Raw genomic sequence first — 11,718 nt, forward strand, 5'->3', positions numbered from 1 at the left:
TCATCCCCAAAATGTAGTGGTAACACGCGCCGGCGCGCGCCTAACGTGCTGATATAATAACATATTCTTACAGGCGGTGTTTAAGTGGGGCTTGACGTTAAGCCGGTTGCCGATGCCTTCGAACATCGTCCTGCCGGCGCCAAGCATGATCGGGACGATGACGAACTGGTATTCGTCGATCAAATTCTCCTCGGCCAATTGAGCGACGAGATTGCCGCTTCCCAGGATGGTCATGTGATTGCCTGCCTGCTGCTTCAATTCCCGAAGCTTCGCGGCCGCTCCGCTTTTGACCAACTCGGTGTTGTTCCAACTCGCCGTGTCGAGCGTGCGGGAAAACACGACCTTCGGCATGGCATTCATGCGCTCGGCCACCACAGGCGCGATCTGGGCGGCCATCGGCGTCGGCCAGAACTGGATCATCAGGTCATAAGTAACCCGGCCCAGCACCAGCATGCCGCCGCCCTTGGCATTGTCGGCGACGAAAGCGTTCCATTCCGGATCCTGGCTGTGCGCCCAGTCCATGTCGCCGTGCCCGTCGGTAAAATAGCCGTCGAGCGATATGCTGTTGAATACGATCAGTTTGCGCATAAGTCGGTCCTATTTTGAGAGATGGAACGAGGTTTCGCGCCCTGCTGTCGGCGTCGGCATGCGGCAGCTGGCGATCGGTCGGGATGTTACGGCCTACAGTTCAATGAACGGCTTGAAGCCGCCGAAGATCATGCGCTTCATATCGAAGGGCATGGGGCCTAAATCGGGTGTCAAACGCGGGTCGGCCATCACCTTGGCCATCACCGCGTCGCGGCTTTGCCTGGATGCGTAGACCGCCCAGGCGAAGACGACGATCTCGTCGTCCTTTGCCTGGACGGCACGCGGAAACGAGGTCAGCTCGCCATAGGGCACGTCGTCGCCGATACATTCGACATAGGCGAGCGCGCCATGTTCCATCCATATGGGGCCTGCGAGGTTGGCCAGCTTCTTGTAGTCGTCGAGTTTGGCCTTTGGCACGGCAAGTACGAAACCATCGACATAGGACATGGTGGAATTCCTTTGCTGAAACGAACGCCGGGTCGGCGGGGAGACGACCCGGCGCGGTGAGCGCGTCAGCCCTGGCGGGCGACGCCTGCTCGACGGGAAATCTATTTCACCGGCGCGTTCATCGCCCAGGCGACGCCGAACGGATCGTTCAGTTGGCCCCAGCGGTCGCCCCAGAACATCACCTGCAACGGCGTGACCACTTCGCAGCCGGCATCGACGGCGCGCTGCCACCAGCTGTCGATGTCGCCATCGTCGAGATGGAGTTGCAGCGTGTAGCCCTGCGCCGGCTTATGCGGATGGCCGTGTTCGGGATAGGCGTCGCCCAGCATCAGCGTCGAACCGTTGACGTGAAGATGGATGTGCATGGTGCGGCCCTGCTCATCCGCCGGATAGGCAAAAACCTGCTCCGCGCCGAAGGCCTTCTTGTAGAAATCGGCAGCCTTGAAGGCACCGTCCACCTGCAGGTAGGGGGTCAATCCGCCGAGCACTTCTGCCCTGGGCTGAACGGGGGTCTGGTCAGTCATGTCTTGCTCCTCTTTGCGTCTGGTTTGGACGTTTGGCCTGGCCTTGCGACCCCTAGGACGCATGAGGTGACGGCAATCCTACATGGCGGTGAAAATTTTTCGGGCCGGTCGCCGACAGATCGTGCAAGCGGCGGTTTGAACGGAAGGCGTGAAACGAACTTGCGCCGGCGGCCCGCAATCAGAGCGCAATTCTCGCAGCGTGCAGGCTAGAACGGCAGGATCACGCGCCGCCTCCTCAACCCCTGGGACGACAATGATCCTCTATTATCAGACCCACTCACCTTTCGCGCGCAAGGCGCTCGTCTTCGCGCATGAGATCGGCATTGCCGATCGGCTCGAGGTCATTCATCACGAGACCAGTCCGACCTTGCGCAATGCTCGTGTCTACGCCGAAAACCCGCTCGGCAAAGTGCCGGTGCTGCTGCGGCCCGGCGCATCGGCGCTCTTTGATTCCGATGTCATCTGCGCCTATCTCGACACGCTGCATGACGGCCGCAAGCTGTTGCCGCAAGACGGCGAGGCGCGCTGGCACGCATTGCGGCTGCAGGCGGTCGCCCAAGGGTTGGCGCAGACGGGCATCGCCTTGCGCTGGGAGACGGAAAGAAGGCCCGAGCCGCTGCGCTATGACGCTCTTGCCGGGGGATATCGGGATAAGATCGAGGCAAGCTACGACTGGATCGAAGGCACCCTGGACGACGGCGCGCCGCTCCATCTCGGCCATATAGCGCTCGCCACAACGCTGTCCTGGATGGCGTTCCGCAACCTTCCGCCTTTTCGGTCGCGGGCGCGGCTGACGCGCTGGTTCGACGCTTTCGAAAAGCGCGGATCGATGCAGGCGACGCCGCTCTCGGGCGACACGCATGATTGAGCAATGGTCGCCCCGTGGCGGCCTGCATCGATATTTTCCGACCGCATGTCAGGGCGTCCTGCGGATCCGCGGACTGTTTTGTGCGTCGATGACGATTTCCGGCCAGCCGATATCCTTGCGCAGTTCGATCGGCAGGGACAGCAGCTCACGTTCGCTGCGGTAGCGGGCGCGGTTCTGTGCGTAACGGGAGGCAACGCGACCCAGGGATGACAGAATGGACATGATGCTTTCTCCTCAGATGAAGCCGGCATCATCGTGTCGGCATCCCAAGGACGAGGCAGGTTCAGGCGATCCGACAGGGCGTCGGAATTTTTGTTACGACACCGGATTCAATCCAGAACGGGGCCTAGGCGACCTTAAGCGTTGGGATAGCTGACACATCCACTTCACGCTCAGCGTGCCAGGCGTCGAAAGCCGCCTGCATGCGAAGCCAGATCGCAGCGCCGTCGCCGAACAGCTTCCCAAGGCGGGCGGCCACTGCCGGCGAAACCGGCTTCTTTTCGCGGATGATGTCATAGAGCTGCTGCCGGGAGATTCCGAGCAGATTTGCAATTTCCACCTTGGTCTTTCCAGTTGCCGGGATGATGTCCTCAAGCAGCGCTCCCGGGTGGGAGGGACAACGCTCGATCGGACGCGTCGGCTTGTGCACGTTCATAAGTCGAACTTCTCCAATCTGGCCGCCTCAGTGATATTGCTCGAAATCGACACGGGCGGCGTCCGTACCGTCGAATTCAAATGTGATGCACCACGGGCCATTGACATGGACCGTGTAGCGGATGGGATCGAAACCTTTCAGCGGGTGGAAGTCGAAGCCGGGAAGGTTCATCTCCTCGGGCTTTTCCGATGCTTCCAAGCGGTCAAGCCGGACAAGAATGCGCTTGTACATCTTGGCGTCGATCTTGCCGGTTTTCCCGGTTTGAAAGAGGTCCGACAGCGCCTTGTTCTTGAAGGACTTGATCATGGATATATGTAAACATATTGCTTACACCAATCAAGAGGTGTAAGCAAATAATTTACAGGTTGATTGAGGGTATCGATGCTTCGCCCTCAACCGCCCGCCTCAGCCACCTCGCGGAAAAAGCCCTCCGGATCCTCGACCTCGATCAATTTCCGCTTGTCGATCAGCCAGAAGCGGTTGCCGATGGCGCGGATGAAGGAGCGGTCGTGCGAGGCCAGCACGCAGCTTGCCTGGTGCTTTAGCAACTCCTCCTCCAGCGCTTCCTGGCCATCGATGTCGAGATGGTTGGTCGGCTCGTCGAGCAGGTAGAAGTTGGGGTTGGCGAGCCTCAGCGCCAGCATCATCAGCCGCGCCTTCTGGCCGCCGGAGAGCACGCCGATCTTTTTCTCCTGCATCTCGATGACCACGCCGGCGCCGGCAAGCAGCGAGCGGGCGCGCTGTTCGCCGACATCATGGCGGCGCGACACCATCGCCAGCGGAGTGTCGTCGCCGCTGATGCCCGACAGCGCCTGGTCGCTGTAGCCGAGCACCGTCGACGGCGTCACCTTCACGTTCTGGACCGTGTCGGGTTCGGCTATGGCGTTGCGGATCAGGGTGACGAAGCGCGACTTGCCGACGCCGTTGCGGCCAAGCAGCACGATGCGGTCGCCCTGGCAGATGTGGCGCTTGCCGGTCCTGAACAGCAGCGTGCCGTCGGGTGTTTCGACCGCCGCATCGTCAAGCGTGATCAGCACCTTGGCGTGGGTGCCGCGATTGGCGAGCTTGATCGCGCCGGCCGATTTCTCGCGATGCGCCGGGTTCGCCGCGTCTTCCAGTTTCTCCGCACGTTCCCTGAGCTGCTTGGTCTTGACGGTGAGCAGGTCGCTGCCGGAGTTGATGCCGATATTGTTGAGCTTGGCGGCTTGCTTTCGCAGCTGCTGGGCGACCTTCATGTCGCGCTCGAACTTGCGCGCCGTCGAGGCGTCGACCTCATCAAGCGCCTGCCTGGCGCGGGAATAGGGCAGCGCGAACACCGGCGACTGTTCCGGGCGCAGGAACAGCGTCCGGTTGGTGGTGGCGTCGAGGAAGGCGCGGTCGTGGCTGGCGATGACCACAGGCACCTCGCGCGGCAGCGCGTTCAGCCAGCTTTCCAGCTGGCTGATGCGGGCAAGGTCGAGATGGTTGGTCGGCTCGTCGAGCAGCAGCACGTCTGGATCGGTGACCCAGACGCGGGCGATCAGCGCCAGCCGCTGCCAGCCGCCGCTCAGTGCCTGCATTTCTCGTTCGCGCATCGCCTCGGGCACATCGAGCGAATCCAGCACCACGTCGACGCGCCACATCTCGCTGTCGGCCTGCTCGGCCGGCAGGGCATCGGCCACCACCTGGTGGAAGGTGCGGCTGAGAAGGGCAGGGGAAACCGACTGTTCGACATGGCCGACGCGCAGGCCGCGCGTGCGGGTGATGTCGCCGGAGGTCGGCTCCATCTCGCCGGTCAGGCATTTGAGCAAGGTCGACTTACCGCGGCCATTGGCGGCGACGATGCCGAGCCGGTCGCCGCTGCCGATGGTGAGGTCGAGGTTGGCGAAGAGCGGCGCACTCATGGTGACGCCGAGGGATTTGAGGCTGATCAGGGCCATTTGGATTTCTCTGGTCTTGCCGGAACAATTCCGGATGCACTTTGACGGTGCGCGTGCCGGCCATCAGGCTCGGCTTAGCGGCACCACGAAGGGCAGACCAAAAAATCGAAGCGGGAAAAACCCGGACCGTCCCTGGTCAGCCCTGCAAGCTAGCTCGCAGGGCAGAAATCGGGCCACGCTGACGATGGTGACGATGAAACGTAAACACGTGAGCCCTCCTTTCAAGACGTTCGAGTGTTGGGGAGCGATTACACCAAAGGTGGGGGTGGGGGCAAGTCCAGGAGGGAGCGATGCGCTGGAACTGCCTATCTCCCCCCTCGTGGGGGAGATGTCCGGCAGGACAGAGGGGGGCGCTGTCCCGCCAGCGTTTCCAAGGACGCCAAAACGCGGCGTCCTTCGAGACTACTTCCCCGGCCGACCCGTCTTGCCCGGCCGGCGCTTTTCGCGACGGGCGTCGCCTGGATCCTCGTAAGAGCCGATGCCGGCGCGCTGACGGACGATTGGTTTGCCGTCACGTTCCTTCACGCCTGCCCCGCCGGGCATCTCCCCCACGAGGGGGGAGATCGGCTGGGGCTTCGCCGGCACTTTTCCCTCGACCGGCTTTTCCGTGCGTCGCACGGTCATCTCGTCCAGCGAGTTCTTCTTGAACAGCGGCTTGGTGGCGTCGCCGGGAATGCCGAAGTCCGAGCCATGCGCCTCTTCAGCCGACTGTTTCTTGAACAGCGAGCGTGACACGGCGCCTGCCGGCGTCGGCATGTCGGTGCCTGGGCCCATGTCGTCGATCGAAGGTTTGGCGAATAGCGGCTTCTTCACCGGCACGGCGCCGTCGGCGCCCATCTCGTCAAGCGCCGGCTTGCGGAAGAGGTTGGACCGGGCAGCCTTGGCGGCCTCTTCGGCGGCACGTGCTTCGTCGAGCTTGCGGAACCGCTCCTGTTCCTCTGCTGTACGGTGTTTGGCCACGCCCTTGTTGTGCTTGCCCTTTTCACGGCCCGACACCGGGCTTTCCATATCGGCATATTTGGCCAGCGGGTCTTCGGAGATCGACAGTTCCATCTCGCGCAGGCGCTTGATTTCGTCGCGGATGCGGGCCGCCTTCTCGAAGTCGAGATTGGCGGCAGCGTCGCGCATCTGTTTCTCCATCGCGTCGAGATGGGCCTTGAGGTTGTTGCCCATCATGGCGCCGGCGCTGTCGGTGAACTGCGAGATGTCGGCGCGGACGTGGTCCTTCTCGTAGACGGAGTCCAGAATGTCTGAGATGCGCGACTTCACCGATTCCGGCGTGATGCCGTTGGCGGCGTTCCACTCCATCTGCTTCTCACGGCGGCGGCTGGTTTCGGCCATCGCCCGCTCCATCGAGCCGGTGACCTGGTCGGCATAGAGGATGACCTTGCCGTCGACATTGCGGGCGGCGCGGCCGATGGTCTGGATCAGCGACGTCTCCGAGCGCAAAAAGCCTTCCTTATCGGCGTCGAGAATGGCGACGAAGCCGCATTCGGGAATGTCGAGACCTTCGCGCAACAGGTTGATGCCGACCAGCACGTCGAAGGCGCCAAGGCGAAGATCGCGCAGGATCTCGATGCGCTCCAGCGTGTCGATGTCGGAGTGCATGTAGCGCACGCGCACGCCCTGCTCATGCAGATATTCGGTCAGGTCCTCGGCCATGCGCTTGGTCAGCACGGTGACCAGCGTGCGGTAGCCGGCCTTGGTGGTCTCGCGGATCTCGCCGACGACATCGTCGACCTGGCTTTTCGCCGGGCGCACCTCGACCGGCGGATCGATCAGCCCGGTCGGGCGGATGACCTGCTCGGCGAAGACGCCGCCGGCCTGTTCCATTTCCCAGCCGCCAGGCGTCGCCGAGACGGCGACGGAGAGCGGCCGCATGGCGTCCCATTCCTCGAAGCGCAGCGGCCGGTTGTCCATGCAGGAGGGCAAGCGAAAGCCGTATTCGGCCAGCGTCGCCTTGCGCCTGAAGTCGCCTCGATACATGCCGCCGATCTGCGGCACGGTGACATGGCTTTCATCGATGAAGACCAGCGCATTGTCGGGAATGTACTCGAACAGTGTCGGCGGCGGATCGCCCGGCTGGCGGCCGGTCAGATAGCGCGAATAGTTCTCGATGCCGGCGCAGGAGCCGGTGGCTTCCAGCATCTCCAGATCGAAGCGGCAGCGCTGCTCCAGCCGCTGCGCTTCCAGCAGGCGGCCGGCGCGTTCCAGTTCGACCAGCCGGTGCTTGAGCTCTTCCTTGATCGACTTGATCGCCTGGTTCAGCGTCGGGCGCGGCGTCACATAGTGCGAATTGGCGTAGATCTTGACGCTTTTCAGCTCGCCGGTCTTCTGGCCGGTCAGCGGGTCGAATTCGGTGATCTGCTCGATTTCGTCGCCGAACATCGAGATGCGCCAGGCGCGGTCTTCCAAGTGGGCCGGAAAGATCTCGATCGTGTCGCCGCGCACGCGGAACGAGCCGCGGACGAAATTGATGTCCTGGCGCTTGTATTGCTGGGCGACGAGGTCGGCGAGCAGCGCGCGCTGGTCGAGCCGATCGCCGATCTGCATCTGGAAGGTCATTGCCGTATAGGTCTCGACCGAGCCGATACCGTAGATGCAGGACACCGAGGCGACGATGATGACGTCGTCGCGCTCAAGCAGCGAGCGCGTCGCCGAATGGCGCATGCGGTCGATCTGTTCGTTGATCGAGGATTCCTTCTCGATGAAGGTGTCGGTGCGCGGAACGTAGGCCTCCGGCTGGTAATAGTCGTAGTAGGAGACGAAATACTCGACCGCGTTGTCGGGGAAGAATTTCTTGAACTCGGAATAGAGCTGCGCCGCCAGCGTCTTGTTGGGCGCCAGGATCAGGGCAGGGCGCTGCGTCTCCTCGATCACCTTGGCCATGGTGAAGGTTTTGCCCGAGCCGGTGACGCCAAGCAGCACCTGGGTGCGGTCGTTGTTATCGACGCCTTCGACCAGATCCTTGATGGCGGTCGGCTGGTCGCCGGCCGGCTCGAAGTCCGACACCATCTTGATGGCAATGCCGCCTTCGGATTTCTCCGGGCGGGCAGGGCGGTGCGGTGTCCACAGCACGCCGTCCTTGTGCAGCGGATTGCCGGATTCGATCAGCGCCGACAGCGCTGCCACCGTGGCGGTGACGCTGCTCGAGGCCATTGTCTCGGCGTCTTCCAGCGAGATATCGAGACCTGCGACCGGATTAAGGCCGGCCGCGGTCCGCTCCCTGGCCGTTGCCGCGCCACCCATCGAAGTGCCGCGCGAGCTGCGACCCGGGGCGGCGGAGCGTTCGGGGATCTTCTTCGACGGTTTTGGCGATTTGCCGCCGTCGCCCTTGCTGGTCTGGCGCCCTTCCTTCTCGGCCTCCTGCTCGATCTGCTCGGCCCAATCCGCGATCGAACCGGTCAGTGGCGTGCCCGACAGTTCGGGCTGCGGCATCTCGGCGAAGCCGCCTCTGTGCAGCGGCTCCGAGGCGTCGAGGAAATCGGTCAGCGGGCTGCGCCGCTTCGGCGCGGCGCGGTCGTCATCCGCCGTCGGCGGCGTTCTCTTGTCGGGGGATTTGGCCATGGCCCGAATATGGTGAGTCTTGGCCAAAATGGAAAGAGCGGGATGCGGCGAGCCGCATCCCCGGATGCGGCTCCTGACAGAAGGCTGTCAGGAGGAAGTCAGGTATCGGGGGATGCCTGCCTGTCGTGGTCAGGCGCCGCGTGCGTTGTCAGTCGCTACCTGGGTCGGCGATCCGTTCAGGCGCGGCACCACGACGAGGCGGGTGACCTTGCCCTTCTTGAAGGCGGCGAGGAAGCGGGCGTAGTCGCGGAAGACGACGCAGCCATTGGACTCGGCGCGGCCGCCGCGCAGCATGTAGGTGTGGGCAAGCAGGCCGTTGCGGTTGTACTTGTTGCCGCCGCCGACCGGAGTCAGGCGCAGGGCCTCGACGCCATGGAAGCGCGATTCACGCAGCGACAGATTGTAGGTGTTGGGCGGCGTCGGACCACGATCTTTCACGTGGACATAGCGCGGCTGGTCGACCATGGCGCCGAGGCCGGAATGCGCCTCGAGCCGCTGGCCGTCCGGCATGTAGACGGTCTTGGCGCTGATGTCATAGACGGCGACGCCGTGGCCGGCGCCGCTTCCGGGGTTCGGTCCGTTGAACAGGTTCCTGAACGCCTGGCCAAGGCCGCCCGAAGGCGTGTCCGGCTTGGCATAGGCCAGCACATCACCGCCATCGCCAGACCGGCCGGTCCTGGCCGGCCTTGCCGGCTGCTGTGCCTGCTGGACCGGCTTCGCTTGCGGCGCCGGTTTCTGCTGCGCGATCTTGGGCTGAGCAATCTTGGGCTGCAGCGCGGGCCTGTCCTGTTCCACGGCCTTGGGCTGCGGCGTGTCATATTGCGGGCGACGGGTCGGCAGCGGCACGTCGTCGGTCAGTGCATCCGGCAGCGCGGCGGCGTCGCCGGGCTGTTGCTGCTGGGTCTCGACCGGCGCGACCGCGACATCGGCCGAGGATTCGGTCATCGGCAGCGGCGAGGCGAATGCCTCGTCATCGACCGGCATCGACTCGACGAGGGCCAGCGCCAGCTGCGCGTTGTCAGGCGTCTGCGACTGGGCAAAGCCGCTCGGCGTCGGCGCGGTCTGGACCACGGTATCGGCGCGGGCGAAGCGTTCCGCCGCGGGAGCCGGCATGTCATCCGACAGGCTGGCCATGACCTGTGAAGACGGCACCAGCGAGGCTTCGGTGATCTGCGCGCCGATGCTGGAAATCACCGGGCGGGCGTCGGCCACGGCAACAGGCTTGCCTGCGACTGCAAAAGCGGCGGCGAGCTTGGCCGGCGACAGCGACGCTTCCATGCGTTCGAAGCGCTCCTGCGCCTTCGACTTCAGGATTGGCTGTTCGGGCTTCGCATGTGCAACGAGGCGCGCGGATTTTTCCGCCAGCGGGCTCACACTGGCCAGCTTGAAGCAGCTGGCGCCGCATTGCACGGCATGGTCGTGCAGGGCCTGCGCGCCACCATGGGCATTGGCCAGCACGAATGGCGCCGAGGATCTGAGGAAATGCTGTTTCAGCGGATCGGCCATCGCCAACGAGCCCGGCATGGCCAGCGTCTGCGGCAGGCCGCCGCCCGACGTCGCCGACAGCGAGGCGCCGACGGAACTGAGGCCCGCCATGGTGCCGATCAGCCAGAGGCCGACGGCGGCGCTGACGCCGGGCACAGCGACCCAGCGGACGATCCGTTGCGGGTTGAAGGGAGAGGAACGCTGCGCATCGGCCTGCTGGCCGCCTTCGCGTTGGTCCCAGATTATTTTGTGTTTACTCGACAACGCCATGCAACCAATCTCGCTCCAATCGGTTTTCCCCGTACGTGGCCTTGTCAGCCGCGACGACCATTCTGCGAGTGATCCCAGGGTGGTCCCCGACGCGTTTGCCGCGCCTGTCGTTGATTGCCGATTGCTTCAAAATATGGACAAAGTTGGTTAACCAATCCCTCTCAAAACCAACTTTGAGACGTGGACTTTGTGCCAAAAAAGGCTCGTCCACGATCATGCACGCGGTATTTCAGCCCTTCCGATCCAGGTTTGCTGCCTGTTTTTGACGGCCGAGTCAAGCACAACAGCTCTTGCTAATCTAAGGCAAAGGCGCTCCAGCGGGCCCTGCGTCAATGCGGCGCGCCATTCCAAGATGCTGAAAAAGGCCGATGGCATCGCAAAAACTGTTGCCCGTTTGCAACATTTTTCCGGACCGGACGCCCGCCTCCCGACGGCCATTGACTCGTTTTGGGAGGCGGTGCAATCCCGTTGAAGTGCTTGGTTTTGGGGTGGCAAAGGCCACTTTTGGAGGCTTTTCCATGAAGCGTCGGGATTTCTTGACGCTGTCGGCGGGTGCGGCGGCGTTCTCCATTCTTCCGGCCACCGTCAGGGCTGCCTTGCCGGTGGCCTATGACCGCAACGCCGAAGTGCCGTTCAACGACAAAAAATCGTTCATCGACTGGATGGTGGCCAATCGCGGCGAGGATCCGAAGTTTTTGGCCGAGCGGTTCGATCGCTTCCAGATCATGGTCTACAACAAGGATGTGCTGGACGACCGCAACAAGCGCGCCTTCCTTTCGACGCCGCGTGAAGAATTCGTTCTACCGCAGAATCTGGGGCGCGCCTATGACCATGCCTTCCTCGATATCGGCTATGGCGTGACCATTTCCGGCCCGCATCTGGTCGGACGCATGACGACGGCCATCGACGTGCAGTTCGGCGAAGCCGTGCTCGAGGTCGGCACGGGTTCGGGCTACCAGTCGGCCTATCTCGCCAACCTCACCGACAAGGTGCACACGATCGAGATCATCAATCCGCTGGCGCAGCGCACGCGGCGCACCTATGACGCGCTGATCGATCGCGGCTACAGCGTGTTTGGCTCGGTCACCAGCCGCAATGCCGACGGCTATTATGGCTGGGAAAGCGTCGGCCCGTTCGACAAGATCATCGTCACCTGCGGCATCGACCACATCCCGCCCTCGCTGCTGCAGCAGTTGAAGCCCAATGGCGTCATGGTCATTCCGGTCGGCCCGCCGGGCGCGCAGCACGTGCTCAAGGTGATCAAGCAGCAGCTTGCCGATGGCACGTTCAACATCGTTCGCTCGGACATCTACAATGGCAAGGTGGTGCCGTTCGTGCCGTTCACCAAGCTGGAAGGCGACCAGATCGTCGGCACGCACAACGGTTGAGTTGCCG

Annotated in this window: 11 protein-coding genes; 2 read left to right on the forward strand and 9 right to left on the reverse strand. The window is 63.2% G+C overall.

Features of this window, described 5'->3' with window-relative positions:
• The 3 genes from AC56QX_RS13590 to AC56QX_RS13600 all read right to left on the reverse strand — a co-directional run bounded on the left by AC56QX_RS13590 (position 1) and on the right by AC56QX_RS13600 (position 1,559).
• Complete coding sequence (locus AC56QX_RS13590; protein ID WP_497116566.1) at positions 1 to 588, reverse strand: dihydrofolate reductase family protein; 588 nt, start codon at positions 586 to 588, stop codon at positions 1 to 3.
• 93 nt (positions 589 to 681) lie between these two features.
• Complete coding sequence (locus AC56QX_RS13595; RefSeq protein ID WP_477444088.1) at positions 682 to 1,035, reverse strand: DUF1428 domain-containing protein; 354 nt, start codon at positions 1,033 to 1,035, stop codon at positions 682 to 684.
• Between the two features lie 101 nt (positions 1,036 to 1,136).
• Complete coding sequence (locus tag AC56QX_RS13600) at positions 1,137 to 1,559, reverse strand: VOC family protein (protein ID WP_497116568.1); 423 nt, start codon at positions 1,557 to 1,559, stop codon at positions 1,137 to 1,139.
• Between the two features lie 253 nt (positions 1,560 to 1,812).
• Here AC56QX_RS13600 and AC56QX_RS13605 point away from each other — a divergent pair, with 253 nt between their 5' ends.
• The gene (locus AC56QX_RS13605; protein ID WP_497116570.1) at positions 1,813 to 2,427 is read left to right on the forward strand and encodes a glutathione S-transferase family protein; all 615 of its coding nucleotides are present in this window, start codon (positions 1,813 to 1,815) and stop codon (positions 2,425 to 2,427) included.
• A 48-nt stretch (positions 2,428 to 2,475) separates the two neighbouring features.
• On the opposite strand, the gene AC56QX_RS13610 is transcribed toward AC56QX_RS13605, so the two are convergent.
• The 6 genes from AC56QX_RS13610 to AC56QX_RS13635 all read right to left on the reverse strand — a co-directional run bounded on the left by AC56QX_RS13610 (position 2,476) and on the right by AC56QX_RS13635 (position 10,323).
• Positions 2,476 to 2,649, reverse strand: coding sequence for a hypothetical protein (locus AC56QX_RS13610; protein WP_497116572.1), 174 nt, complete (start codon positions 2,647 to 2,649; stop codon positions 2,476 to 2,478).
• A 124-nt stretch (positions 2,650 to 2,773) separates the two neighbouring features.
• Complete coding sequence (locus AC56QX_RS13615) at positions 2,774 to 3,082, reverse strand: HigA family addiction module antitoxin (RefSeq protein ID WP_095201853.1); 309 nt, start codon at positions 3,080 to 3,082, stop codon at positions 2,774 to 2,776.
• Positions 3,083 to 3,109: 27 nt separating this feature from the next.
• The gene (locus AC56QX_RS13620) at positions 3,110 to 3,388 is read right to left on the reverse strand and encodes a type II toxin-antitoxin system RelE/ParE family toxin (protein WP_497116574.1); all 279 of its coding nucleotides are present in this window, start codon (positions 3,386 to 3,388) and stop codon (positions 3,110 to 3,112) included.
• 86 nt (positions 3,389 to 3,474) lie between these two features.
• The gene (locus AC56QX_RS13625; RefSeq protein WP_497116576.1) at positions 3,475 to 5,001 is read right to left on the reverse strand and encodes an ABC-F family ATP-binding cassette domain-containing protein; all 1,527 of its coding nucleotides are present in this window, start codon (positions 4,999 to 5,001) and stop codon (positions 3,475 to 3,477) included.
• Positions 5,002 to 5,403: 402 nt separating this feature from the next.
• Positions 5,404 to 8,568: an excinuclease ABC subunit UvrB gene (gene uvrB / locus AC56QX_RS13630; protein WP_497116578.1), complete on the reverse strand. Its 3,165-nt coding sequence runs from the start codon at positions 8,566 to 8,568 to the stop codon at positions 5,404 to 5,406.
• Positions 8,569 to 8,697: 129 nt separating this feature from the next.
• Entirely contained in the window at positions 8,698 to 10,323 is a 1,626-nt protein-coding gene (locus tag AC56QX_RS13635; RefSeq protein ID WP_497116580.1) for a DUF2778 domain-containing protein, read from the reverse strand.
• Positions 10,324 to 10,841: 518 nt separating this feature from the next.
• On the opposite strand from AC56QX_RS13635, the gene AC56QX_RS13640 reads away from it, so the two are divergent.
• Positions 10,842 to 11,711, forward strand: coding sequence for a protein-L-isoaspartate O-methyltransferase family protein (locus AC56QX_RS13640; RefSeq protein ID WP_497116582.1), 870 nt, complete (start codon positions 10,842 to 10,844; stop codon positions 11,709 to 11,711).
• Positions 11,712 to 11,718 lie beyond the last annotated feature (7 nt).

The organism is Mesorhizobium sp. RCAM 06353, assembly GCF_059683585.1.

Excerpts from the sequence above, each read along its gene's own strand:
- AC56QX_RS13615 (WP_095201853.1), bottom strand. The coding sequence starts at position 3,082 with ATGAACGTGCACAAGCCGACGCGTCCGATCGAGCGTTGTCCCTCCCAC.
- AC56QX_RS13605 (WP_497116570.1), top strand. The coding sequence starts at position 1,813 with ATGATCCTCTATTATCAGACCCACTCACCTTTCGCGCGCAAGGCGCTC.
- AC56QX_RS13640 (WP_497116582.1), top strand. The coding sequence starts at position 10,842 with ATGAAGCGTCGGGATTTCTTGACGCTGTCGGCGGGTGCGGCGGCGTTC.
- AC56QX_RS13595 (WP_477444088.1), bottom strand. The coding sequence starts at position 1,035 with ATGTCCTATGTCGATGGTTTCGTACTTGCCGTGCCAAAGGCCAAACTC.
- AC56QX_RS13625 (WP_497116576.1), bottom strand. The coding sequence starts at position 5,001 with ATGGCCCTGATCAGCCTCAAATCCCTCGGCGTCACCATGAGTGCGCCG.
- AC56QX_RS13620 (WP_497116574.1), bottom strand. The coding sequence starts at position 3,388 with ATGATCAAGTCCTTCAAGAACAAGGCGCTGTCGGACCTCTTTCAAACC.
- AC56QX_RS13635 (WP_497116580.1), bottom strand. The coding sequence starts at position 10,323 with ATGGCGTTGTCGAGTAAACACAAAATAATCTGGGACCAACGCGAAGGC.
- AC56QX_RS13610 (WP_497116572.1), bottom strand. The coding sequence starts at position 2,649 with ATGTCCATTCTGTCATCCCTGGGTCGCGTTGCCTCCCGTTACGCACAG.
- AC56QX_RS13600 (WP_497116568.1), bottom strand. The coding sequence starts at position 1,559 with ATGACTGACCAGACCCCCGTTCAGCCCAGGGCAGAAGTGCTCGGCGGA.
- AC56QX_RS13590 (WP_497116566.1), bottom strand. The coding sequence starts at position 588 with ATGCGCAAACTGATCGTATTCAACAGCATATCGCTCGACGGCTATTTT.
- uvrB (WP_497116578.1), bottom strand. The coding sequence starts at position 8,568 with ATGGCCAAATCCCCCGACAAGAGAACGCCGCCGACGGCGGATGACGAC.